Source organism: Enterobacter sp. CPE_E863, assembly GCF_046521465.1.
Lineage (GTDB): Bacteria > Pseudomonadota > Gammaproteobacteria > Enterobacterales > Enterobacteriaceae > Enterobacter > Enterobacter adelaidei.
Genome location: NZ_JBKFZX010000001.1, coordinates 3,941,303 through 3,966,020, shown reverse-complemented (window position 1 = coordinate 3,966,020; position 24,718 = coordinate 3,941,303). Strand labels below are relative to the sequence as shown.

Sequence of the window (24,718 nt, the reverse complement as noted above, 5' to 3'; positions counted from 1 at the left end):
GCGGTGATGTGCGGATTATACTGAATGACGATTTTATAACGCCGGAATTAAGTCAGAAAATAAATATAACGCTGGCAATAAATATACGGAATAAGGCTGCGGAATTTAAAAGGTAAACGCGATGAATAACGATATTTTCCCAAATAAGTTTAAAGCGTCCCTCGCGGCGCATCAGATCCAGATTGGTTGCTGGTCCGCGCTGGCAAATCCCATCAGCACCGAAGTGCTGGGCCTGGCCGGTTTCGACTGGCTGGTACTGGACGGTGAGCATGCGCCGAACGATATCAATACTTTTATTCCGCAGTTGATGGCACTCAAAGGTAGCCAGAGCGCGCCGGTGGTGCGTGTGCCAACCAACGAACCGGTGATCATCAAACGTCTGCTGGATATCGGTTTCTACAACTTCCTGATCCCGTTTGTGGAAACGGAAGAAGAGGCGGCGCGGGCCGTGGCCTCAACGCGCTATCCCCCGGAAGGGATCCGCGGTGTATCCGTTTCGCATCGCGCCAATATGTTTGGCACCGTGCCGGACTACTTCGCGCAGTCCAATAACAACATCAGCATCCTGGTACAGATTGAGAGCCAGCAGGGTGTTGATAACGTCGACGCCATTGCTGCCACACACGGCGTCGACGGCATCTTTGTTGGTCCGAGTGACCTGGCTGCGGCGTTGGGACACCTGGGTAATGCGGGTCACCCGGACGTTCAGCATGCCATTCAACACATCTTTGCCCGCGCCAAAGCCCATGGCAAACCGTGCGGCATTCTGGCACCGGTTGAAGCTGACGCTCGTCGTTATCTGGAATGGGGCGCCACCTTTGTGGCTGTCGGCAGTGACCTCGGCGTATTCCGATCAGCCACGCAGAAATTAGCGGACGCTTTTAAAAAATAACCATCATTGAGGAAACAGATTATGACGCTGAAAGTCGGTTTTATTGGCCTGGGGATCATGGGTAAGCCAATGAGTAAGAACCTCATCAAAGCGGGTTACTCACTGGTGGTTTCAGACCATAATCCGCAAGCTGTGGCTGAGGTCATTGCTGCGGGTGCCGAAACGGCCGCCACAGCCAGAGCCATTGCTGAGCAGTGCGATGTCATCATCACCATGCTGCCAAACTCTCCACATGTAAAAGAGGTCGCTCTGGGTGAGAATGGCATTATCGACGGTGCGAAGCCAGGTCTTGTACTGATTGATATGAGCTCTATTGCCCCCCTCGCAAGCCGTGAAATCAGCGAGGCGTTGAAAGCGAAAGGCGTCGATATGCTGGATGCACCGGTCAGCGGCGGTGAACCGAAAGCGATCGACGGCACGCTGTCGGTGATGGTCGGCGGCGATAAAGCGATCTTCGATAAATACTACGATCTGATGAAAGCGATGGCTGGCTCTGTGGTGCACACCGGTAACATCGGGGCGGGTAACGTGACCAAGCTGGCGAATCAGGTGATTGTGGCGCTGAATATCGCTGCGATGTCCGAAGCGCTGACGCTGGCAACTAAAGCGGGCGTCAACCCGGACCTGGTCTACCAGGCAATCCGTGGCGGTCTGGCGGGGAGTACCGTGCTAGATGCCAAAGCACCGATGGTGATGGATCGTAACTTCAAACCTGGTTTCCGCATCGACCTGCATATTAAAGATCTGGCAAACGCGCTGGATACGTCTCACGGTGTTGGGGCGCAACTGCCGCTGACCGCCGCCGTGATGGAAATGATGCAGGCCCTGCGTGCCGATGGCATGGGGACGGCCGACCACAGTGCCATTGCGTGCTACTACGAAAAACTGGCGAAGGTAGAAGTCGCCCGTTAATAACATCTTGCCCACACCTGAGGGTGACAGCGGCGCGCAAACCCTCTATACTGCGCGCCGAAGCTGACCAGACAGTCGCCGCTTCGTCGTCGTCCCCTTCGGGGGAGACGGGCGGAGGGGAGGAAAGTCCGGGCTCCATAGGGCAGGGTGCCAGGTAACGCCTGGGGGGGAAACCCACGACCAGTGCAACAGAGAGCAAACCGCCGATGGCCCGCGCAAGCGGGATCAGGTAAGGGTGAAAGGGTGCGGTAAGAGCGCACCGCGCGGCTGGTAACAGTCCGTGGCACGGTAAACTCCACCCGGAGCAAGGCCAAATAGGGGTTCACATGGTACGGCCCGTACTGAACCCGGGTAGGCTGCTTGAGCCAGTGAGCGATTGCTGGCCTAGATGAATGACTGTCCACGACAGAACCCGGCTTATCGGTCAGCTTCAACTTCTTCTAAAACAATACGTTGGTGTGTCTCAGGCTTTCTAAGGAAAAACTGTGACACAGACTGTGATACAAAAGAGACACACCAACGGCTGTTCCATCCCGAATACTCTAAAGCGTGGCAACCGCTACTGCCTTCATTTCCGACTACCTTCAGGCGGTTTTTTTCGCGTGTCTCTGGGCTGCGATTCAGCCAGCAGAGCAAGGTTTATATCTTCCCGTCTCTCTATGTTCATTTCTTTTGTAAAATCGTCCAAGATGGAGCCAGCCCGACTATTGGACATAGTGCAAAAAATGAAGAAATTAGAACAAAAAGACATTGATGACTATTTACTAAGCATTCAGGCAGCTTTTTACGCCGCAGCAAAAAGATTCCCTCAAAAGTGCGTAGTACTTTATGAAAGTCAGGATCTCTGACTGATGAAAAATGGAATGCGATAGATTTTGGGCAATTGCTTGATTTTACTTTCAAACAAGACACTGGTCCGTTGTCAATGGATTCAGTTATCGAACAACTTGGTAGCCAGTTTGAAGGAGTGTCTGACAATTATCACCGCATTCGGGATTTCAGGCGTTCGAGTCACACGTATTCTGGACAGTATTGCACTGTTTCGAGGCTATTCGGCGACGATAAGAACGGATCAGGGGCCGGAGTTCACTTGCCGCGCACTGGAACAATGGGCCTTTGAGCATGATGTTGAGTTACGCTTAATCCAGCCGGGCAAACCAACACAGAACGGATTTATTGAGAGCTTTAACGGACAATTTCGCGATGAATGTCTGAATGAGCACTGGTTCAGCGATATCGTTCACGCCAGGAAAATCATTAACGACTGGCGGCAGGATTATAACGAGTGTAGTCCATATTCGGGGTCAGGGTCACCTTGGCGGCGTTAAGAGATAAAGAGATCACTCATTGGCTCACCGAAGTCGATTAAACCTTCGCAGTTCTAGCCCAGTCAGATAACAGAGATTTGGAAGAAAGCTAAAACTGGTTGTGCAACGCACTTATCAGATGTTACGAAACGGGATTTCACTTAAGTCGAATACTTGTTGCGCCTGTGGTTATTGTTTGTAAAATGACCTCTGTGATTATTTCTATAGCAAGTAGAGGGACTTATGAAGCAGTACACCAACGAGATCACACCTGAAATTCGTGAAGTCCAATCAAAACCGCCTTACGACGAAGAGCTTTTGTCACTCTGCGATGACAAAGCCCGGAAAGAACTTGAGGAAATTAATAAACAGCATTTAAGCCGCCCGTTAGCCCACATTTTCCGGTTTGCAGTCGTTGGGAGTCTGACCCGTCTCGGTGGAGTCATTCGCCATGCTTCAGGCGGTGCGACTACCGGAGGGTTACAAGTTGCTCGGGTAGGTGACAAGGTTGTATATGCTGATGGCAGCGAGGCCACGATTATTTCCGGTGCTGGCAAGGCCCGAATCATGCAGGGCGCATCCGCTGCACTCGTTGGGAGTATGCTCGATAACGGAGACGAAATAATCTCTACCCCACAATCATGCAGCAAACTGGTTTTTCGTGAAGGCCGCGAATTTCCGGATGGATTCTTGACCATGCCAGGGAGTAAGCACTGATGGGGGTTAAGGGATACTATTTATTCAGAGGCGATAAGACACGATGTGGTGGCGTTATCACTGAAGGATGGACCGACCACCAGCACTTTGACAGAGATATGTCCTGCGAAGGGCATAAAGTTACTTGTGGTAAACATCCTGGGCTTTACCGTATCTGCGGTGGGCTTGATGATGACATACATGGTAAAAGGATTGCCGGAACACTGCATAGTTATAGTTCGTGTCCCTGTAAATCTAAATTCCTCAATTCAAACTGGGATGATGATTATGAACTTGAGAGCCAGTCAACAACAGCCAAAGACAATTTTCACAAGGTAGAGTTTCCTGTTCTGCCTGGCCCGATTGAGTCAGAACCAGATCAGCACGCCCAAGTAGCGAAAAAGAAAACAGGCATCGACGCTGGTTTTACCATTATCCCTTACGGTGGTACGACAGAAGCCTGGCAGCGACTGCTATTCACTGAGAACCCGCCAGCAGGGGTAAAGGAACTATTCGCTACACTTAACGGCCCGGATGAAAGATACAAAGCCGGTTCTATTATGCTGGTGGTTGACCCTGATAAGCAGGACAGCGAGCAAATTGCCCACATGCAGGCCGCGAAAGCGCGAGTTGATGCTGACCTGCCCCCACGATTAGATACAACACTCAGTTAGTAACGTCGGAATCTTCATTCTCAGAATGACCCTTTCTCCAGCCCGCTGCAAATTCAGACGGTGTCTGATAATTCAGCGTGGAGTGCGGGCGGCATTCGTTATAATCCTGCCGCCAGTCATTAATAATTTTCCTGGCATGAACGATATCGCTGAACCAGTGCTCATTCAAACATTCATCGCGAAATCGTCCGTTAAAGCTCTCAATAAATCCGTTCTGCGTTGGCTTGCCCGGCTGGATTAAGCGCAACTCAACACCATGCTCAAAGGCCCATTGATCCAGTGCACGGCAAGTGAACTCCGGCCCCTGGTCAGTTCTTATCGTCGCCGGATAGCCTCGAAACAGTGCAATGCTGTCCAGAATACGCGTGACCTGAACGCCTGAAATCCCAAAGGCAACAGTGACCGTCAGGCATTCCTTTGTGAAATCATCGACGCAGGTAAGACACTTGATCCTGCGACCGGTGGAAAGTGCGTCCATGACGAAATCCATCGACCAGGTCAGATTGGGCGCCGCCGGACGGAGCAGCGGCAGACGTTCTGTTGCCAGCCCTTTACGACGTCTTCTGCGTTTTACGCCCAGGCCACTGAGGTGATAAAGCCGGTACACGCGCTTATGATTAACATGAAGCCCTTCACGGCGCAGCAACTGCCAAATACGACGGTAGCCAAAACGCCTGCGCTCCAGTGCCAGCTCAGTGATGCGCCCTGATAAATGCGCATCAGCAGCCGGACGGTGAGCCTCATAGCGGCAGGTCGACAGGGATAAACCTGTAAGCCTGCAGGCACGACGTTGCGACAGACCGGTCGCATCACACATCAACATCACGGCTTCCCGCTTCTGGTCTGTCGTCAGTACTTTCGCCCAAGAGCCACCTGAAGCGCCTCTTTATCCAGCATGGCTTCGGCAAGCAGCTTCTTGAGTCTGGCGTTCTCTTCCTCAAGCGACTTCAGGCGCTTAACTTCAGGCACCGCCATACCGCCATACTTCTTACGCCAGGTGTAAAACGTGGCATCGGAAATGGCATGCTTGCGGCAGAGTTCACGGGCGGGTACCCCAGCTTCGGCTTCGCGGAGAATACTGATGATCTGTTCGTCGGAAAAACGCTTCTTCATGGGGATGTCCTCATGTGGCTTATGAAGACATTACTAACATCGGGGTGTACTAATCAACGGGGAGCAGGTCAGTGGAGGGATAGCATACGGAACTGATAAAGCTCTAAGCCAATTGTCCGGGGCTACTGGCGAGTTCATTGGGGAAAAACTTGGTCTTTATGAGGCAACCAGCAATGATTGATATAAAAATGATTTTTATAATAATTATGCTTATAGGCTTATCATTCTTGATAGCCAGCGTTATAGCCTCACTGCTGAACAGGAAGAGATTTAAGGAGGTCTGCCAGCTATACAAAGAGAAGTTTGGCAGTCTTCCCGATGCCGTATTACTGTTCGAAAACGTTAACTCGCTTTACTTCAAGGGCGCATACGGCATAAAAACACAGTTCATAATCATGCCGCTATTATGGAATAAAAGCTCAATACTGACCAAAAATGATGATAAAGATTTCATCCGGGGACTACCGAAACGGATTATCAGACCATTTTATGTAGAGGCAATTCTTGGTCTGATTAGTATAGTTTTTTTTGTCATTGCTGGGATTTTGATGCTGGCGATAAAACGCGGTTGGGTGTGAAAGGCGCGTCCATTGTAGGGCTTTACTATTGCATATGGGAGCGATAAAGCCACATCTGCGTTCGGTGGCTTCGTTGGTGAATCTCTATATGAGGTTATAAGCAATGACCATTAATGATCTACTTAGTGCCAAGGCAACAGTAATCATCGGAGCACTTGCTTTCGGCTTCGGTATAGCCAGTATCATAGCCTCAGTTCTGAACAGGGATAGATTTAAAGAGATCTGCATCCTGTACAAAGAAAAATACGGTAGTCTGCCCGATGCTGTATTGCTGTTCGAGAACGTCAACACGCTTTATGTCAAAGTAGCATACAGCACAAAAGTGAGTTTTATATACATGCCGCTGTTGTGGAATAAAAGCTCAATCCTGACCAAAAACGATGACAAGGACTTTATACGTGGGCTACCAAAACGGCTTATTGGCCCGTTCTACGTGGAGATATACTTGGCGGTTGTCAGTCTGTTGTTTTTTATCATTGGTGTGTTGCAAATGTTAGCAATTAGGCATGGCTGGGTGTGAAAAGTGCTTCATTCGATGAATTTGCACTGTAACACAAACAGCGATACAGTCTGCGGCACACGACAACCCCAGCGCTGTAGATGCCTGACGTATGGTTGAACGAAGCCGCCTTATCGGTCAGCTTCAACTTCTTTTAAAACCCCGCTTCGGCGGGGTTTTTGCTTTCAGTACCACCCTGCTCATGTTTACAAATGACATCAATTCTCAAAATTGCGACGCTAAGCACATTTCACTATTTTATTGGTTAATAACTCAATCCTGGCTCGGTAGAGGATCGAAATCACAAAATTTCACGCTAAGAAATGCTGAATTCTCAGTGTTATGGGTTTGTTATGAATATTGTCATTATGATCTCTAATGTTTTCTGATTTGATATGCGTATTTAGAAATCAAATACATTTACCCCGTGAATATGTGATGCATTCCACTCTTTTTCAGTAACCCGAAAATTCAGCCCTGAAAAATTTGATAAATTGAAAAAATGTTGTAATCAAATAATGGTTATTAATTGCCCTTTAATTGCCTGAAAGATAGCCTTTATTGATTTTTTTAGACCAAAGAAATTTATCAGGGTTATCGCCATAAAATAAATTTATTACCGCTATTTTTGTTGATCAATATCAGCGTATCGACGTATTTTATTTGTGTTAACTTATTGATAATTAGGTTATTTTGTGGTGTTTTGCACGGAGGGCTAGCGGTCCTGAAAAGCAAATTGTGAGTAACAGCACATACCCCTTTAAACAATATTGAGTAGAATCCACCCCGTCATAGGGAAATAAGCGCAGAATATTATGAGCACTATTATTCTACCGAAAACACAGCACCTCGTGGTATTTCAGGAAGTCATTAAAAGTGGCTCCATAGGTTCTGCGGCAAGACAACTGGGTCTGACACAACCCGCGGTCAGCAAAATCATCAGCGATATCGAGTCCTACTTCGGTGTTGAAGTGATGGTGCGTAAAAACACCGGCGTAAAACTGACTGCCGCAGGCCAGGTTCTGCTCTCATACTCAGAGTCGATCACGCGTGAGATGAAAAACATGGTGAGCGAGATCAACAGCCTGAGTTTCAGCACCGTTATGGATGTCTCCTTTGGCTATCCGTCTCTGATCGGCTTTACCTTCCTTTCCGAAATGATCAAAAAATTCAAGGAAGTGTTCCCGAAAGCGCGTGTCTCAATGTATGAAGCGCAGCTGTCATCCTTCCTCCCGGCCATTCGCGACGGTCGACTGGATTTCGCCATCGGAACGCTGAGCGATGAAATGCTTCTGCAGGATCTGCATGTTGAACCGCTGTTTGAGTCCGAGTTTGTACTCGTCGCCAGTAAAACACGAACGTGCACCGGTTCGACAACACTGGCATCGCTCACACATGAGCAGTGGGTGATGCCGCAAACCGATATGGGCTACTACAAAGAACTCCTGACCACCCTGCAAGACAATCACATCAGCATTGAAAACATCGTCCAGACCGATTCCGTTGTCACCATTTATAACCTTGTGCTGAATGCCGATTATTTGACGGTCATTCCCCGCGACATGATTGCACCGTTCGGTTCCGATCAGTTTATTGTCCTGCCAGTGGAAGATGAATTACCCGTGGCGCGTTATGCCGCCGTGTGGTCGAAAAATTACAGAATTAAAAAATCAGCGTCAGTATTAGTGGAGCTGGCAAAACAATATGCATCACTCACCAGTGAAAGACGACGATGATGTAATAAAAATCCGATAAGCATTAAATCTGTTTTAAAACACCCAGAGTATATTTTATTGATGCTCTGATACCCTGACTTTGCCCGAAAAGAATGAATTATTATAACGAGGATATTATGCATATTACCTACGATCTCCCGGTAACTATTGAAGATATTCAGGACGCCAGAAAACGGCTGGCAGGTAAAATATATAAAACTGGCATGCCGCGTTCGAATTATCTCAGTGAACGTTGTAAGGGCGAAATATTCCTGAAGTTTGAGAACATGCAGCGTACCGGTTCGTTTAAGATCCGCGGCGCGTTTAACAAATTAAGCTCATTGACTGACGCTGAAAAACGCAAAGGAGTTGTTGCCTGCTCCGCGGGAAACCATGCGCAGGGGGTATCTCTTTCCTGCGCCATGCTCGGCATCGACGGCAAAGTTGTAATGCCAATGGGCGCGCCGAAATCCAAAGTGGCCGCGACGCGCGACTACTCGGCGGAAGTCGTGCTGCACGGTGATAATTTCAACGACACCATCGCCAAAGTGAGCGAAATCGTTGAGATGGAGGGGCGTATTTTTATTCCACCTTATGACGATCCGAAAGTGATCGCCGGCCAGGGCACTATCGGTCTGGAAATCCTCGAAGATTTGTACGACGTCGATAACGTGATTGTCCCTATCGGCGGCGGCGGATTAATTGCCGGGATTGCCACCGCGATTAAATCCATCAACCCGACCATTAATATTATCGGCGTACAGTCTGAAAACGTTCACGGGATGGCGGCCTCCTGGCAGGCCGGAGAAATAACCAACCATCGTGTTACCGGCACATTAGCCGACGGTTGCGACGTTTCGCGTCCCGGTAAATTAACCTTAGAAATCGTTCGTGAACTGGTCGATGACATTGTGCTGGTCAGCGAAGATGATATTCGTAACAGCATGATTGCCCTTATTCAGCGAAATAAAGTGGTGACGGAAGGCGCTGGCGCGCTGGCCTGCGCGGCATTATTAAGCGGCAAGCTTGACCACTATATTCAGGGCCGCAAAACCGTCTGCATTATTTCCGGCGGCAATATTGACCTCTCCCGTGTTTCCCAAATTACCGGCTTCGTTGACGCATAAAGGTGACCTATGAGCAACACAGAAAGCATTATCGTTGGTCAGACAAAAACGTCCTCCTGGCGTAAGTCTGATACCACCTGGACCCTGGGCCTGTTTGGTACCGCTATTGGCGCAGGCGTGCTGTTCTTCCCTATCCGCGCAGGATTTGGCGGGTTGATCCCCATCCTGCTGATGCTGCTTCTTGCATTCCCGATTGCGTTTTACTGCCACCGCGCGCTGGCGCGTCTCTGCCTGTCCGGCAGCAACGTCTCCGGCAACATCACCGAAACGGTGGAAGAGCACTTTGGTAAGACGGGCGGGGTGGTCATCACTTTCCTCTACTTCTTCGCCATTTGCCCGCTGCTGTGGATTTACGGCGTCACCATTACTAACACCTTCATGACTTTCTGGGAAAACCAGCTCCAGCTGCCTGCGCTGAACCGCGGCGTGGTGGCGCTGTTCCTGCTGCTGTTGATGGCCTTTGTTATCTGGTTCGGTAAAGACCTGATGGTGAAGGTCATGAGCTTCCTGGTGTTTCCGTTTATCGCCAGCCTGGTGCTGATCTCCCTGTCGCTGATCCCTTACTGGAACTCAGCGGTTATCGACCAGGTCAACCTGAGCGATATTGCTTTCACCGGGCATGACGGCATTCTGGTCACGGTGTGGCTGGGGATCTCCATCATGGTCTTCTCCTTTAACTTCTCGCCGATTGTCTCCTCATTCGTGGTTTCCAAACGCGAAGAGTACGAACCGGAGTTCGGTAAAGAGTTCACCGAGCAGAAATGTTCCAAAATCATCGGTCGCGCCAGCATGCTGATGGTGGCCGTGGTGATGTTCTTCGCCTTTAGCTGCCTGTTTACGCTTTCTCCGCAGAACATGGCGGACGCCAAAGCGCAGAACATTCCGGTGCTTTCATACCTGGCGAACCACTTCGCCTCCATGTCGGGCACCAAATCGACGTTTGCGACGGTACTGGAATACGGCGCCTCCATCATTGCGCTGGTCGCTATCTTCAAATCTTTCTTCGGCCACTACCTGGGCACGCTGGAAGGGCTGAATGGCCTGATCCTCAAGTTCGGCTACAAAGGCGATAAGAAGAAAGTCTCCGTAGGCAAGCTGAACACCATCAGCATGGTGTTCATCATGGGCTCCACCTGGATTGTCGCGTACGCCAACCCGAACATTCTCGACCTTATCGAAGCCATGGGTGCGCCAATCATCGCTTCTCTGCTGTGCCTGCTGCCGATGTACGCCATCCGCAAAGCGCCGGCTATGGCGAAATATAAAGGCAAACCCGAGAACATCTTTGTCACGGTTGTGGGCCTGCTGACCATTCTGAATATCGTTTACAAACTGTTCTAAGTCATTGCTCAGGAAGAGCGGAGTAACACCATGATTGAGTTTCCGGTTGTACTGGTTATTAACTGCGGTTCGTCCTCTGTTAAGTTTTCGGTGCTCGATGCCAGCAGCTGTGATGCCCTGATGACGGGAATTGCAGACGGCATCAACACTGAAAAAGCCTTTATTTCCGTGAATGGGGGTGAGCCAGTCAGGCTGGCTCACCATGACTACGAAGGGGCGTTGGCTGCCATCGCCCTGGAGCTGGAGAAACGTGACCTGATGAGCAGCGTGGCCTTGATTGGCCATCGCATTGCTCATGGCGGCGACCTCTTCAGCGAGTCGACCCTGATTACGGAGAAGGTGATTGAACAGATCCGTCAGGTTTCCCCCCTGGCACCACTGCATAACTACGCCAATCTTAGCGGTGTAGAAGCCGCTGAGCGCCTGTTCCCGGGTATACAGCAGGTTGCAGTGTTCGATACCAGCTTCCATCAGACGCTGCCACCGCATGCCTGGCTGTACGGGTTGCCGTATCGCTATTTTGAAGAGCTTGGCGTGCGTCGCTACGGCTTCCACGGTACTTCTCATCGCTATGTGTCCGGGCAGGCACATACGCTTCTCGGGCTGTCCCCCGATGACAGCGGCCTGGTGATCGCCCATCTCGGCAACGGGGCGTCTATCTGCGCGGTGCGCAACGGTGAAAGCGTCGATACCTCGATGGGGATGACGCCGCTGGAAGGGCTGGTGATGGGCACGCGCTGTGGCGATGTGGATTTTGGCGCAATGGCGTGGATTGCCCAGCAAACGGGTCAGTCATTCGAGGATCTGGAGCGGGTGGTAAACAAAGAGTCCGGCCTGCTGGGGATCTCCGGGATTTCCTCAGATCTGCGGGCGCTGGAAAAAGCCTGGCACGAGGGCAATGAACGGGCGCAACTGGCAATACACACTTTTGTGCACCGCATCGCGCGGCATATCGCGGGTCATGCGGCATCGCTGCATCGTCTGGATGGCGTAGTGTTCACCGGCGGTATTGGCGAGAACTCCAGGCTCATCCGTGCGCTGGTGGCTGACCATCTCAAGGTCTTTGGTATCACCCTCGACGAGGCTAAAAACGCCCTGCCGGGCAGTGCGGGTGAGCGCGTCATTAGCACCGATTCGTCCCGCGTGGTCTGCGCGGTGATCCCTACCAATGAAGAAAAAATGATCGCGCTGGATGCCCTTCGTCTTGGGCAGGTGACTCCGGCTGCGGCTTACGCCTGATAAAGCGAGAATCAAATGAAAGTAACGATTGATACAGGCGTCGCGCCCTACAGCGACGCATGGGCCGGGTTTCGCGGTGAAGAATGGAAAAACGCCGTCAACGTCCGCGATTTTATTCAGCATAACTACACCCCTTATGAAGGCGATGAAGCTTTCCTCGCGCAGGCGACGCCTGCAACGACGGCGCTCTGGCAGAAGGTAATGGTCGGCATTCGCCAGGAGAATGCCACCCATGCCCCGGTGGATTTTGATACTAACATCGCCACCACGATTACCGCGCATGGGCCTGGATATATCGACCAGGATCTGGAGACCATTGTCGGCCTGCAGACTGACAAACCGCTCAAGCGCGCCCTGCATCCGTATGGCGGGATCAACATGATCCGCAGCTCGTTCGAAGCCTATGGCCGCGAAATGGATCCGCAGTTTGAATACCTGTTTACCGACCTGCGTAAAACCCATAACCAGGGCGTGTTTGACGTCTATTCGCCGGAGATGATGCGCTGCCGTAAATCCGGCGTGTTGACCGGTTTGCCGGACGGCTACGGGCGCGGACGCATCATCGGCGATTACCGCCGCGTGGCGTTGTACGGGATCGCTTATCTGGTGCGCGAGCGCGAACTTCAGTTTGCGGATCTGCAGGGTAGGCTGGAGCGCGGCGAAGATCTGGAGGCGACGATCCGCCTGCGCGAAGAGCTGGCGGAACACAAGCGTGCGCTGCTGCAGATCCAGCAGATGGCGGCGAACTATGGCTTTGATATTTCTCGTCCGGCGATGAATGCCCAGGAAGCTGTGCAGTGGGTTTACTTTGCCTACTTGGCGGCGGTGAAATCTCAAAATGGCGGGGCGATGTCGCTGGGGCGTACGGCCTCGTTCCTCGATATTTATATTGAACGTGACATGCGGGCCGGGCGTCTGAATGAGGTCCAGGCACAGGAGTTGATCGACCACTTCATTATGAAGATCCGCATGGTGCGTTTCCTGCGTACGCCGGAGTTCGATACGCTCTTCTCCGGCGATCCGATCTGGGCGACGGAAGTGATCGGCGGCATGGGGCTGGATGGGCGCACGCTGGTGACCAAAAACAGCTTCCGCTATTTACACACCCTGCACACCATGGGACCAGCGCCGGAGCCAAACCTGACGATCCTCTGGTCTGAAAAACTGCCGATTGCGTTCAAGAAATATGCCGCGCAGGTGTCGATCGTCACCTCGTCGCTGCAGTATGAGAACGACGACCTGATGCGGGCCGACTTCAACAGTGACGACTACGCGATAGCCTGCTGCGTCAGTCCGATGGTGATCGGCAAGCAGATGCAGTTCTTTGGCGCCCGCGCCAACCTGGCGAAAACGCTGCTGTACGCAATCAACGGCGGGATGGATGAGAAACTGAAGATCCAGGTGGGCCCGAAAACCGAGCCGTTGCTGGATGAAGTGTTGGATTACGATACCGTGATGGCGAGCCTCGATCACTTTATGGACTGGCTGGCGGTGCAGTACATCAGCGCGCTGAATCTCATTCACTACATGCATGATAAGTACAGCTACGAAGCCTCGCTGATGGCGCTACACGACCGGGACGTATACCGCACCATGGCCTGCGGCATTGCCGGCCTGTCGGTAGCGGCGGACTCCCTGTCGGCCATTAAATATGCCGCGGTGAAACCGGTGCGTGACCATACCGGTCTGGCGGTTGATTTCGTGATTGAAGGTGATTACCCGCAGTACGGCAACAATGACGACCGCGTGGACAGTATTGCCTGCGATCTGGTCGAGCGCTTTATGAAAAAAATTCAGGCGCTGCCAACCTACCGAAATGCAGTACCGACCCAGTCGATTCTCACCATCACCTCTAACGTGGTGTACGGCCAGAAGACCGGGAACACGCCGGACGGACGCCGCGGCGGCACGCCGTTTGCCCCAGGCGCGAACCCGATGCACGGCCGCGACAGAAAAGGGGCGGTGGCTTCGCTGACGTCGGTTGCCAAGCTACCGTTCACCTATGCGAAAGACGGCATCTCCTATACCTTCTCGATTGTGCCGCAGGCGCTGGGTAAGGACGAACTGGTGCGCAAAACCAACCTGGTGGGGCTACTGGACGGCTACTTCCACCACGAAGCGGCTATCGAAGGCGGACAGCATCTGAACGTCAACGTCATGAACCGGGAAATGCTCCTGGATGCCATTGCGCATCCGGAGAATTACCCAAACCTGACGATTCGCGTTTCAGGGTATGCGGTGCGCTTTAATGCGCTGACGCGTGAGCAGCAGCAGGATGTGATTTCGCGAACGTTCACTCAGTCAATCTGACGAAATGAGCCTTCATGCCCCCTTCCTGACAGGGGGCATTTTTTTGCCCGCTAAACATACAAAATTGTTTATATAATTATTCACACATATTCATCCGCTCTTGAAAAACAATGCTCCTGCTTTTCCCTATAACAGAATGTAAGGACAGTAAGATGATGAAAATGACCCGTATTGCTTTGGTTGCAGTATCGCTGGCAGCATGCAGTTTTACGGCGCAGGCCGCTAACGTGGAAGCCGCTCCGTCACCGTCACAGGATCCACTGGTACAACACCTTAAGCTCAGCAATGAGCAGGTTAAGAAGATTGAAGGTCTGCATAATCAGCTGGAACAAAATGTCAGCAAGATCCCAATGACCGGCGTAAAGGATCGGGCGCTAATTGATATGTTCCAGGCAGGAAAATGGGATGAAAACACGGTGAAAAGTCAGCTTGCTGCCTTCAGCAAAATTGAAGAGCAGACCCGTTACTACCGCGTGAAATATTACTTCGATGTCAGCCAGGTTCTGACGCCGGAACAGCGTAAGCAGATTAGAACCGATATGGCGAATGCGCTGGCAAACTGATTTCGTACCCGCGCCTGGCGCGGGTTTTTATTTCTTGATCACCATCACTTTTAGAAAATTAATGACCTTTCTCGTAATTGAGGAGTAAATTTTCCTTTCGACTCAGTAAATCCTCATAAAACTTGTGACTTTTTTCTCCCTCTCTCCAGATATGATCTTTCCACACCAATAACACACACCTGCAGCTGTCTGAATCGCAATCGCTGGCGATCGGAATCCTATAAAAACAACTGTTTACCCTACAAAATAAGCGAGTGCCCAATGGATACGGCAACAAACAGCAGTGTGATTGTGAATGATTCCCCGGCGGCAAGACGGGCGGGAATGCGTGAAAGCGAATGGCAAGAGGCGATTAAATTCGACAGCACCGACACAGGTTGGGTCATCATGAGTATCGGGATGGCTATCGGAGCGGGGATTGTTTTTCTCCCGGTACAGGTAGGATTAATGGGGCTGTGGGTCTTTTTACTTTCCTCGATTATTGGTTATCCGGCCATGTATCTGTTCCAGCGTCTGTTTATTAATACGCTGGCCGAATCCCCGGAATGCAAAGATTACCCGAGCGTCATTAGCGGTTATTTAGGTAAAAATTGGGGCATCTTATTAGGCGCGCTCTATTTCGTGATGCTGGTGATCTGGATGTTTGTCTATTCCACGGCCATCACCAACGACAGCGCCTCGTATTTACATACCTTTGGTGTCACAGACACTCTGCTTTCGGAAAACCCGTTCTATGGTTTATTCCTGATCTGCATTCTGGTTGCCATTTCGTCGCGCGGTGAACAACTGCTGTTTAAAGTATCCAGCCTGATGGTGCTGACCAAATTATTCGTGGTTGCCGCGCTGGGGCTGTCAATGATGGGTCTTTGGCATTTAGCCAATGTCGGCATGCTGCCTCCAATGGGCCTGCTGATTAAAAACGCCATTATTACGCTGCCTTTTACATTAACGTCGATTCTCTTTATTCAGACCTTAAGTCCGATGGTCATCTCCTATCGTTCACGGGAAAAATCGGTTGAAGTGGCGCGGCACAAAGCATTACGGGCAATGAATATTGCTTTTGGCGTGCTGTTTGTGACGGTCTTTTTCTATGCTGTCTCCTTCACGCTGGCAATGGGCCACGATGAGGCGGTAAAAGCTTACGAACAGAATATTTCTGCCCTGGCGATCGCGGCGCAGTTTATCAGTGGTGATGGTGCAGGCTGGGTCAAGATTGTCAGCGTGATCCTGAATATCTTTGCCGTAATGACCGCATTCTTCGGGGTCTATCTCGGCTTTCGCGAGGCTACGCAGGGTATCGTGATGAACATCCTGCGCCGCAAAATACCGGCAGAAAAAATCAATGAAAACCACGTTCAGCGCGGCATTATGCTGTTCGCTATCCTGCTGGCCTGGAGCGCAATTGTATTAAACGCGCCGGTGCTGAGTTTCACCTCTATTTGTAGCCCCATCTTCGGCATGGTGGGCTGCCTAATCCCTGCATGGCTGGTCTACAAAGTCCCGGCGCTGCACAAATATAAAGGCGTATCGCTGGTGATCATTGTCATCACCGGGTTGCTGCTTTGTGTTTCTCCTTTCCTCGCATTCTCCTGAGGGTAAATAAGGTCGTAACGATGTCTGAGCAAACTCAAACTTTATGGAAGCAATTTATTCGCACGGTGCAGGAAGAAGTTAAACCTGCACTTGGGTGTACCGAACCGGTGTCTCTGGCGCTGGCCTGCGCGATTGCTGCGGCGTATCTGCCGGGTGACGTCACGCAGATTGAGGCGTGGGTATCACCGAATCTGATGAAAAACGGGCTTGGCGTGACGGTGCCGGGCACCGGCATGGTCGGGTTACCCATTGCGGCGGCGCTGGGGGCCATTGGCGGCAACGCGCAGGCCGGGCTGGAGGTGTTGAAAGATGTCACTGCCGATGCGCTGTCACGTGCTAAAGCTCTGCTGGATGCAGGTCAGGTGCAGGTGAAACTGCAGGCGCCGTGCGATGAAATTCTTTACTCCAGAGCCTGCGTTTACGCCGGGAATTCCTCGGCAATGGTGACTATCGCTGGTGGACATACGCGAGTAGTGGAGGTGGTTTGCCAGGGGACAACGCGCTTTGCGCTTGACGATCGGCAAGGCGAAGTGAGTGACGATCCGCTGGCGGTGCTGTCAAACACTACGCTGTCGCAGATCCTTGAGTTTGTAGAACACGTTCCGTTTGAGGCTATCCGTTTTATCCTGGAGGCCGGAAAGTTGAATGATGCCCTCTCCCGTGAAGGGCTCAGCGGGAAGTGGGGGCTGCACATTGGCGCAACACTCAATAAACAGCGCTCGCGTGGGTGGATGGCGCAGGATCTGGGGTCGGACATTGTTATCCGCACCAGCGCGGCATCCGACGCCAGGATGGGCGGTGCGACGCTACCTGCGATGAGCAATTCAGGATCCGGGAATCAGGGGATCACTGCTACCCTGCCGGTAGTGGTCGTCGCTGAACACGTTCAGGCTGATGACGAACGACTCGCACGAGCCCTGATGTTGTCACATCTTTCGGCAATCTACATTCATTCCCAGCTTCCACGTTTGTCGGCACTGTGTGCGGCTACCACGGCAGCGATGGGGGCTGCGGCAGGAATGGCCTGGCTGTTGGGCGGAAGCTACCAGACTATCTCAATGGCGATTGGCAGTATGATCGGTGACGTCAGCGGGATGATCTGCGATGGGGCGTCTAACAGCTGCGCCATGAAGGTTTCTACCAGCGTGGCAAGTAGCTGGAAAGCGGTGATGATGGCGCTGGATGATTCTGCTGTGACGGGAAATGAAGGGATCGTGGCGCACGATGTAGAGCAGTCAATAGTGAACTTGTGCGCGCTGGCGTGCCGCTCAATGCAGGCAACGGATCAGCAAATTATTGAGATTATGGCGAGCAAAGTGTCGTGAATTTTCCCCCCTCTCTTCAGAGGGGGAATATATTACACTGGCAAATCAATCAACAGCGCGCGCAGTGGTGTATCAGCAACCAGCGTGATATTCGCTTCATCACGAATAAACGCCCCGTCACCACAGGTGAGCGCTTCTTTCTCTTCCGTGTGCGTCACCGCATGCACCGTGCCGTGAATTGACTGCAGATAGGCGCGCGGGCCATGCAGCTGGAAGCTTGCCTGTTCGCCTTTCTTCAGTTCAATGTGATGCAGCCATACCTGCTGACGCAGTTGCAGGCTGCCTTTACTACCGTCCGGGGAGGCAATCAGCTGCTGCTTATCGCCCGTCAGGTCAACCTTCTGTACCGGTGGATTTTCCCGCTCCGGACAGGCATCGAGCCAGAGTTGCATACGGGTCAGCGTCTTCTCTTTGCTGAGGTTATGCTCGCTGTAGCTGATGCCTGGCTGCGTGGAAATCAACAACGCTTCGCCAGCCTTTGCCTGGACATGATTGCCCTCGCTATCGCGGTATTCTGCCTCGCCTTCCAGGATCAGGTTCAGGATATCGACTTTCGGATACGTACGCGGCTGGAAGGAGGCGCCCGGGGCGAGCACTTCCTGATTTAACACGCGCAATGAAGCGTAACCGAGGAGTTTCGGGTCAAAGTAGTGTCCAAAGGAAAAGGTGTAGCGGGCCTGCAGCCAACCGAAATCGGCTTGTCCGCACTGTTTAGCTGTTCTTGTCGTAATCATAAACTTGACCTCTCTTTACACTAAAACAATGGTAAAGGTATGGACGCTTCATTGTTAGCCAGATATTCTGCCGGGTATGTTCAAATTTCCTGAATGAGAACGAGATGGCTAAAGAGAGAGCATTGACGCTTGAGGCGCTTCGCGTCATGGACGCGATTGACCGACGTGGCAGTTTTGCGGCGGCGGCAGATGAACTGGGTCGCGTTCCGTCTGCGCTAAGCTACACCATGCAGAAGCTGGAGGAAGAGCTGGACGTGGTGCTGTTTGACCGCTCCGGTCATCGAACAAAATTCACCAACGTTGGGCGGATGCTGCTGGAGCGCGGTCGTGTCCTGCTGGAAGCGGCGGACAAGCTGACGACGGATGCCGAAGCACTGGCACGAGGCTGGGAAACCCATCTGACGCTGGTCACTGAAGCACTGGTCCCCACTGAAGCACTGTTTCCGCTGGTGGACCGCCTCGCAGATAAGGCGAATACCCAGCTGTCGATCATTACTGAGGTACTGGCAGGTGCTTGGGAGCGTCTGGAGACGGGCAGGGCGGATATCGTTATTGCCCCGGACATGCACTTCCGTTCCTCGTCGGAAATCAACTCCCGCAAGCTCTACAGCGTGATGAACGTCTATGTCGCTGCACCCAATCACCCGATCCATCAGGAGCCTGAGCCGCTCTCTGAAGTGACGCGCGTGAAGTATCGCGGCGTGGCGGTAGCGGATACCGCACGTGAACGTCCGGTGCTAACGGTGCAACTGCTGGATAAACAACCTCGTTTGACGGTGACTTCACTGGAAGATAAACGGCAGGCGCTGCTGGCTGGCCTGGGCGTGGCGACCATGCCGTACCCGTTTGTCGAAAAAGACATTGCAGAAGGTCGGCTGCGCGTTGTCAGCCCGGAATATAGCCACGAGGTGGATATCATTATGGCGTGGCGTCGCGATAGCATGGGCGAAGCCAAATCATGGTGTTTACGCGAAATCCCGAAGCTTTTCGCTCATTATAATAAATAGATCTGTAGGCCCGGTAAGCGCAAGCGCCACCGGGCATTGAATCAGGCATTGAGTTTAGGGTCGGCACCAAAGCGGTTTTCGCCTGGCGTGCCGCTCTGACAGTTGAAGATCAAAATGACAATCCAGCCCACAACCGGGATCAACAGCAGCAGTAACCACCACGCTGAACGATCGGTATCGTGTAGTCGGCGGAACTGTACGGCCCAGGAGGGCAACAGAATAAATATGCCGTAAATGGAGGTGAGAACACCTTCCCCGCTTGCCCGCTCCCAACCCAGAATTTTATCCACAATCCCCAGTACCAGGATGAGGATGAAGTTCACCAGAACGAACATCCAGTACTCTTTACGGCGCGCACGGCCACCAAATCCAATGTAGTTACGCAGTACTTTTAAATACCAGTCCATTTTTCCCTGCCTCTGTAATCGGTCAATCACTTGTTTTCTAAGCGATCGAGATAAGGATAGATGGAGATTGTGAATTAAAAAAGGGCATCAATTGATGCCCTTAATATTTAGCTGAAACGAACGTCACGACCGTGCGGTTCATTCAGATCCTGCCACGGGCCAATGGAGATAATGCCCGTTGGGTTGATGGTCTTATGGCTGCGGTAGTAGTGGGTGCGAATATGGTCAAAATCGACCGTTTCGGCAATACCCGGTGTCTGGTAAATGTCACGCAGGAAGCCATACAGGTTCAGGTAGTCGCTGATGCGGTGCTTATCGCATTTAAAGTGGGTGACATACACCGGATCAAAGCGCACGAGGGTAGTCCACAGACGAATATCCGTTTCCGTCAGCTGGTTGCCTGTCAGGTAGCGATGCTGACCGAGCAGTTGTTCCAGACGTGCCAGCGATTCAAACACTTTCCCGACCGCTTCGTCATACGCTTCCTGGCTGGTGGCAAAACCGGCCTTGTAGACACCGTTATTGACGTTGTCGTAAATCCAGCTGTTCAGCTCATCAATTTTCTCACGCAGTTCTACCGGGTAATAATCTCCGGCGCGAGCGCCATGGGCATCAAACGCGGTGTTGAACATGCGGATAATCTCCGCAGACTCATTGCTGACGATTGTCTGGTTTTTCTTGTCCCACAATACCGGAACGGTAACGCGCCCGGTGTAGTGCGGATCGGCACGCAGATACAGTTGGTACAGGAAATCGTGGTGATAGAGATCGTCCCCCGTTGCTGCAGGGAAATCGGCGTCAAACGTCCAGCCATTTTCCAGCATCAGCGGGTTCACCACCGAAACGGGAATTAAAGACTCAAGGCCTTTAAGCTTGCGCACAATCAGCGTGCGGTGCGCCCACGGACAGGCGAGTGAAACATAAAGATGGTAACGATCTTTCTCGGCCGCAAAACCGCCTTCGCCGCTCGGGCCTGGGGCACCATCGGCAGTCAGCCAGTTACGGAAGGCGGAAACTGAGCGCTTGAAGCGGCCTCCGGTAGATTTGGTGTCATACCAGACATCCTGCCAGATGCCGTCTACGAGTTGTCCCATTTTTTTCTCCTCCGTCAGATAGCAAAAGCGAGGAGATATCTCCTCGCTTTGTGTTCATTCAGTATAGCGTGTGCTTACCATTTCTTGTTCAGAACGCGGTCGATGCTGTATGCGCCCGGACCAGTGACGGCCAGCAGCAGGAAGCCACCCGCGATGGTCAGGTTTTTCATGAACATCAGAGAGTTCACGCCTTCCGCAAAGTTGCTGTGGAAGATAAACGCTGTCAGCACGGTAAAGCCTGCGGTAAACAACGCGGTGGTACGGGTCAGGAAGCCGAACAGCACTGCCAGACCGCCGCCGAACTCAAGCAAAATGGTCAGTGGCAGCAGGAACCCCGGCACGCCCATGGCTTCCATATACTGCTGGGTACCCGCATAACCGGTGATTTTGCCCCAACCTGCCACGATGAACAGAATTGGCATCAGAATACGCGCGACCAGTACACCAACATCTTCTAATTTTTTCATTTTATTCTCCAGGAAACCACATGAGCGGCTGAACATTATTTGTCTGCAATTCCGCGTAGATACCGCGGCGTTGCTGTCGATGGAGAGGATAATAAACGGGGCGGGTAGGAATTGTTAGCAAGGAAAACTGTCAATCTTTTTCAAAGATATTGAGTAAGGGGGAGGGGGCGAAATTTTGCCGGGTAAGCCGGGTAAAGCGTAGCCGCCACCCGGCGAGAAGGCTACCGCAGCTGCTGCTGGCGTAGCGTTGCTTTCACCAGACGCCAGGCGCTCCAGACTCCAAAGCCCCGACGTGTCCAGCGAATGAGCTTACTTGGGTGACGAACGCCCCAGATAGCCATAATGCTGGTGCCGACCAGCGCCCAGGAACGAACGTTCAGGAAGGTATTCCAGCCACGATCGAGCGGACGCGTTGCCTCGATCCAGTCGCGGCGGCTGGCTGACAGATCCAGCCTCTGCTGCTGGATCTGGCTTAACAGAAATGCTTTACGTTTCTGGCGTTCGGCTTTGTCGCTCACGGCTTGTCATCCTCCAGCAGGGCGCGATCGTTAGCCAGCTCCTGGCGCGTATGACGCAGGAAAGTGGATTTGCGTGCTTTACGCAGTGTCCATACCCCGCCAATCAACGCTGCCAGCAGCAGGACAACGGTGGTGGCAATCATCGCGTTAAGACGATACTGCGGGTCAATGGCCCAGATGATGAGTACCATCAGGCTCATCAGGCCGAACGCGGCGAAGAGCATGGTCAGTCCGAGCATCAGCAGCATCTGGAAGAGGTTTGCTTTCTCCTCTTCCAGCTCAACGACGGCCAGTCGGATGCGGGTTTCGGCAATGCCGACCAGCGTAGTTAAAATACGCTGGCCGATGCCGAGGACGTTTTTAGCAGGCCCTTGTGCGTGACGAGGATCTTCCATAATCAACGACGCGTGAGCAGGACACCCAGCACCACACCTACCGCGGCACCAATACCTACGCCCGTCCAGGGATTATCCCGAACATATTCATCAGCACGAGCAGCGGCTTCGCGAGTTTGTTTCGCCAGCGCGTCACCCGTTTCACCCAGACGATGGCGGCTCTCTTTCAGCGCTTGTTCCGCTTTGCTACGCAGTTTGCTCACTTCTTCCTTGGATTTATCGGCGGAGGAGTTCAGCACCTCTTCCAGAGTGTCGGCCAGGGATTTCAGTTCAGCGCGCAGATTTTCAGACGTCGTATCTTTTGACATGATTTTCTCCTGTTGAGATTTCCGTTAACTCAATAATCGCGAGCTTCCAGCGCTTTCAGGTCATCCTGCGCTTCTTTCAACTTCTTCTCGCGCTTAGCAATTTTTTCCGCATCCCCTTTCTCTTTCGCTTCCTGCAGGTCGCGACGGCGCTCGGCTATCTCGTCCTTCTGTTCAGCGATTTTTTTCTGGTGATCGGCACGTAGCTTGCTGTCTGAACAGTTCGCTTTCACTTCGCTCAGCGCTTTTTTAAGACCCTCAACACGATGGTGATTGTTATGCTTTTCGGCATAACCGATCTCACGCTGAATATCCTGTTCTTTCTCCTGGCAGAGAGCGTTTGCGAAGGATGCTGTGCTTAAAGAAAAAAGGGCCAGAGCCAGAGTCATGCGGAATTTCATTATCGAAACCTTCCATTGTGTTGCGGCGTAAGCCGCTATCCAAAGTTATGCGGAGTACATTTGAGGGGTGCTCCGCGTACTTAAGCATAGTAAGTAAACGGGGGATTCACCAAAGTGAGTGAAAAGATTCGGAATCCTGGAAATTATCCAAGCCGATGCGACGTATCACGAATCAATGATAACCAGGCTGTATGCTGGCTGTCATCTTCCTGCTGGGCAATGATATATCCTTGCGGCAGCGTTCGGTCGAGAACCACTTTTGCGGCGGCACTTTGCGCACGAGAATCAAACGTGATCAGTAAAACATCATCCTTCGGTGTGATGCTCTTGAAGCGGATCCCGTTCGCATCCAGATGATGCCAGACGGAAAAACCGTCTGGCACACTGGCACCCTGATTGACCGGACGAATGGCCAGCGTAGACTCCTGATGCGAAAGCGCGCTCCAGACCAGAAGCATGGCACTAATAAGCACCAGGGCGATCAGGGCGTATGCACAACGACGCAGGGAGAGCGCGGAGATAACCATTGTTAGCTCCTGGCTCCGTATTTTTTCTTCCACAGGACAACCAGTGAACCGATCAGACCGAAGACCAGCAGAACAACGGGCAGCAGCATCAGGCACGACATCAGTTGATCTTCATACTTCATGAAGACGGGGGTTTTACCCAGAGCATAACCCAGCGTTGTCAGGATCAGAACCCATAGCAGACCGCTCATCCAGTTAAAGAACTGGAAGCGTGTGCTGCTCAATCCGGAAAGACCTGCAATGGTTGGCAACAGAGTGCGTACAAAGGCGATAAAGCGGCCAATCAGCAGCGCGGAGAGCCCGTGCTTATGGAAAAGGTGGTGCGCTCGCTGGTGATAATGGGCAGGAAGATGAGAGAGCCAGTTCTGCACGAGCCTGGTATTGCCCAGCCATCGTCCCTGGATGTAACTCACCCAGCAGCCGAGGCTTGCGGCGACGGTCAGGAGTAAAATAGTTTGTGGAAACGCCATTGCCCCTTTGGCGCACAGCACGCCGACAAGCACCAGCAAGCTGTCACCAGGTAAAAAGGCGGCAGGCAGCAAACCGTTCTCAAGGAACAGGATCATAAACAAGACAAAATAGAGCATGCCAATCATGGAAGGGTTGGCCAGCGTTTCAAAATCCTGTGCCCAGAGGGCATGCAGTAGTTGGGTCAAAAGTTCCATTCAGTGTTCCTGGAAATCGGTTAACGTCACGCCTGTTATCCGGGATAAACAGCACGGCGACATTGTTGTGATTTCATTATGGTCGCTCGCGGACACATTGCGGTGTGGCCAACACTGTTCCCTGTTAATTGGCTGGTTAGCAAGCACTAACTTACAAAATAAGGAATTGAATCCAATTGTAACAAAGCCCAACGGTCTGCGTCACAGAATTTGCGGGGTGGGATGATTTTGGCGCAAGCCCAGGAAGTGAGCGAGGGGATTTACAAAGGCTGACACTATATATGTTTTGCTTACCCACTGAAGCCGGAAGGCGC

The 24,718-nt window shown here is 52.1% G+C and carries 25 protein-coding genes, 1 other RNA gene and 2 pseudogenes; 17 read left to right on the top strand and 11 right to left on the bottom strand.

Going from position 1 to position 24,718, the window contains the following annotated elements; genetic code table 11:
• The first annotated feature begins 121 nt into the window (after window positions 1-121).
• From garL to ACLHV8_RS19465, 6 genes and pseudogenes are all read left to right on the top strand, one after another.
• On the top strand, window positions 122-892 hold the full coding sequence (gene garL, locus ACLHV8_RS19490; protein ID WP_128348175.1) for a 2-dehydro-3-deoxyglucarate aldolase: 771 nt from the start codon (window positions 122-124) through the stop codon (window positions 890-892).
• Between the two features lie 21 nt (window positions 893-913).
• Entirely contained in the window at window positions 914-1,804 is an 891-nt protein-coding gene (gene garR / locus ACLHV8_RS19485) for a 2-hydroxy-3-oxopropionate reductase (RefSeq protein ID WP_208594166.1), read from the top strand.
• 59 nt (window positions 1,805-1,863) lie between these two features.
• An RNA gene (gene rnpB, locus ACLHV8_RS19480) (RNase P RNA component class A) lies at window positions 1,864-2,240 on the top strand.
• A gap of 526 nt (window positions 2,241-2,766) precedes the next feature.
• Window positions 2,767-3,105 (top strand): annotated as a pseudogene (locus tag ACLHV8_RS19475) (integrase core domain-containing protein); the annotation flags it as partial.
• A 249-nt stretch (window positions 3,106-3,354) separates the two neighbouring features.
• Complete coding sequence (locus ACLHV8_RS19470; RefSeq protein ID WP_208594165.1) at window positions 3,355-3,828, top strand: PAAR domain-containing protein; 474 nt, start codon at window positions 3,355-3,357, stop codon at window positions 3,826-3,828.
• A pseudogene (locus ACLHV8_RS19465) lies at window positions 3,828-4,457 on the top strand (PAAR domain-containing protein); the annotation flags it as partial. The gene ACLHV8_RS19470 and the pseudogene ACLHV8_RS19465, both read left to right, overlap by 1 nt.
• Window positions 4,458-4,473: 16 nt before the next feature.
• Here the strand turns inward: ACLHV8_RS19465 and ACLHV8_RS19460 are convergent.
• Window positions 4,474-5,594, bottom strand: a protein-coding gene (locus ACLHV8_RS19460; RefSeq protein ID WP_121528277.1) for an IS3-like element ISSen4 family transposase whose coding sequence is annotated in 2 segments (ribosomal slippage) — window positions 4,474-5,336 and window positions 5,336-5,594 — 1,122 coding nt in all. Because the reading frame shifts where the segments join, the coding sequence is not laid out codon by codon here.
• 173 nt (window positions 5,595-5,767) lie between these two features.
• Between ACLHV8_RS19460 and ACLHV8_RS19455 the strand changes: the two genes are divergently transcribed.
• The 10 genes from ACLHV8_RS19455 to ACLHV8_RS19410 all read left to right on the top strand — a co-directional run bounded on the left by ACLHV8_RS19455 (window position 5,768) and on the right by ACLHV8_RS19410 (window position 17,884).
• Entirely contained in the window at window positions 5,768-6,172 is a 405-nt protein-coding gene (locus ACLHV8_RS19455; RefSeq protein ID WP_410377013.1) for a hypothetical protein, read from the top strand.
• Between the two features lie 103 nt (window positions 6,173-6,275).
• Window positions 6,276-6,692 (top strand): hypothetical protein, encoded by a 417-nt coding sequence (locus ACLHV8_RS19450; RefSeq protein ID WP_241697873.1) that lies wholly within the window; start codon window positions 6,276-6,278, stop codon window positions 6,690-6,692.
• A gap of 794 nt (window positions 6,693-7,486) precedes the next feature.
• Window positions 7,487-8,407, top strand: coding sequence for a transcriptional regulator TdcA (tdcA, locus tag ACLHV8_RS19445; protein WP_208594162.1), 921 nt, complete (start codon window positions 7,487-7,489; stop codon window positions 8,405-8,407).
• Between the two features lie 116 nt (window positions 8,408-8,523).
• Window positions 8,524-9,513: a bifunctional threonine ammonia-lyase/L-serine ammonia-lyase TdcB gene (gene tdcB / locus ACLHV8_RS19440; RefSeq protein ID WP_049007656.1), complete on the top strand. Its 990-nt coding sequence runs from the start codon at window positions 8,524-8,526 to the stop codon at window positions 9,511-9,513.
• A 9-nt stretch (window positions 9,514-9,522) separates the two neighbouring features.
• Window positions 9,523-10,854: a threonine/serine transporter TdcC gene (gene tdcC / locus ACLHV8_RS19435; RefSeq protein ID WP_208594161.1), complete on the top strand. Its 1,332-nt coding sequence runs from the start codon at window positions 9,523-9,525 to the stop codon at window positions 10,852-10,854.
• Window positions 10,855-10,884: 30 nt separating this feature from the next.
• Entirely contained in the window at window positions 10,885-12,093 is a 1,209-nt protein-coding gene (gene tdcD, locus ACLHV8_RS19430; protein ID WP_208594160.1) for a propionate kinase, read from the top strand.
• A gap of 15 nt (window positions 12,094-12,108) precedes the next feature.
• Window positions 12,109-14,403, top strand: a complete 2,295-nt coding sequence (pflB, locus tag ACLHV8_RS19425; protein ID WP_208594159.1) for a formate C-acetyltransferase — start codon at window positions 12,109-12,111, stop codon at window positions 14,401-14,403.
• 152 nt (window positions 14,404-14,555) lie between these two features.
• Window positions 14,556-14,966: a Spy/CpxP family protein refolding chaperone gene (locus tag ACLHV8_RS19420; protein ID WP_049007632.1), complete on the top strand. Its 411-nt coding sequence runs from the start codon at window positions 14,556-14,558 to the stop codon at window positions 14,964-14,966.
• Window positions 14,967-15,227: 261 nt separating this feature from the next.
• Entirely contained in the window at window positions 15,228-16,559 is a 1,332-nt protein-coding gene (locus tag ACLHV8_RS19415; protein ID WP_410377012.1) for a hypothetical protein, read from the top strand.
• A 20-nt stretch (window positions 16,560-16,579) separates the two neighbouring features.
• A complete protein-coding gene (locus tag ACLHV8_RS19410; RefSeq protein WP_208594158.1) occupies window positions 16,580-17,884 on the top strand; it encodes a serine dehydratase subunit alpha family protein in 1,305 nt (434 codons plus the stop codon).
• A 32-nt stretch (window positions 17,885-17,916) separates the two neighbouring features.
• Here the strand turns inward: ACLHV8_RS19410 and ACLHV8_RS19405 are convergent, their stop codons facing one another.
• Window positions 17,917-18,618: a pirin family protein gene (locus ACLHV8_RS19405; protein WP_028017091.1), complete on the bottom strand. Its 702-nt coding sequence runs from the start codon at window positions 18,616-18,618 to the stop codon at window positions 17,917-17,919.
• A 104-nt stretch (window positions 18,619-18,722) separates the two neighbouring features.
• On the opposite strand from ACLHV8_RS19405, the gene ACLHV8_RS19400 reads away from it, so the two are divergent.
• A complete protein-coding gene (locus ACLHV8_RS19400) occupies window positions 18,723-19,625 on the top strand; it encodes a LysR family transcriptional regulator (protein ID WP_028017092.1) in 903 nt (300 codons plus the stop codon).
• A gap of 41 nt (window positions 19,626-19,666) precedes the next feature.
• Here the strand turns inward: ACLHV8_RS19400 and ACLHV8_RS19395 are convergent, their stop codons facing one another.
• From ACLHV8_RS19395 to yqjA, 9 genes are all read right to left on the bottom strand, one after another.
• A complete protein-coding gene (locus ACLHV8_RS19395; protein ID WP_028017093.1) occupies window positions 19,667-20,032 on the bottom strand; it encodes a DUF805 domain-containing protein in 366 nt (121 codons plus the stop codon).
• Window positions 20,033-20,139: 107 nt separating this feature from the next.
• Entirely contained in the window at window positions 20,140-21,126 is a 987-nt protein-coding gene (locus ACLHV8_RS19390) for a glutathione S-transferase family protein (protein WP_208594157.1), read from the bottom strand.
• 74 nt (window positions 21,127-21,200) lie between these two features.
• Window positions 21,201-21,593, bottom strand: coding sequence for a DoxX family protein (locus tag ACLHV8_RS19385; protein ID WP_023309292.1), 393 nt, complete (start codon window positions 21,591-21,593; stop codon window positions 21,201-21,203).
• A gap of 221 nt (window positions 21,594-21,814) precedes the next feature.
• Window positions 21,815-22,111 carry a YqjK-like family protein gene (locus ACLHV8_RS19380; protein ID WP_108090513.1) on the bottom strand — a complete coding sequence of 99 codons (297 nt, stop codon included), beginning with the start codon at window positions 22,109-22,111 and terminating at the stop codon, window positions 21,815-21,817.
• Window positions 22,108-22,506, bottom strand: a complete 399-nt coding sequence (locus ACLHV8_RS19375) for a phage holin family protein (RefSeq protein ID WP_208594156.1) — start codon at window positions 22,504-22,506, stop codon at window positions 22,108-22,110. The genes ACLHV8_RS19380 and ACLHV8_RS19375 overlap by 4 nt, the downstream gene beginning before the upstream one ends.
• Window positions 22,507-22,508: 2 nt before the next feature.
• Window positions 22,509-22,814 carry a YqjD family protein gene (locus tag ACLHV8_RS19370; RefSeq protein WP_028017098.1) on the bottom strand — a complete coding sequence of 102 codons (306 nt, stop codon included), beginning with the start codon at window positions 22,812-22,814 and terminating at the stop codon, window positions 22,509-22,511.
• Window positions 22,815-22,843: 29 nt separating this feature from the next.
• Complete coding sequence (locus ACLHV8_RS19365; RefSeq protein WP_028017099.1) at window positions 22,844-23,212, bottom strand: DUF1090 domain-containing protein; 369 nt, start codon at window positions 23,210-23,212, stop codon at window positions 22,844-22,846.
• Between the two features lie 143 nt (window positions 23,213-23,355).
• A complete protein-coding gene (mzrA, locus tag ACLHV8_RS19360; protein WP_208594155.1) occupies window positions 23,356-23,739 on the bottom strand; it encodes an EnvZ/OmpR regulon moderator MzrA in 384 nt (127 codons plus the stop codon).
• A 2-nt stretch (window positions 23,740-23,741) separates the two neighbouring features.
• The gene (yqjA, locus tag ACLHV8_RS19355) at window positions 23,742-24,404 is read right to left on the bottom strand and encodes a DedA family general envelope maintenance protein YqjA (protein WP_028017101.1); all 663 of its coding nucleotides are present in this window, start codon (window positions 24,402-24,404) and stop codon (window positions 23,742-23,744) included.
• Between the last annotated feature and the right edge of the window lie 314 nt (window positions 24,405-24,718).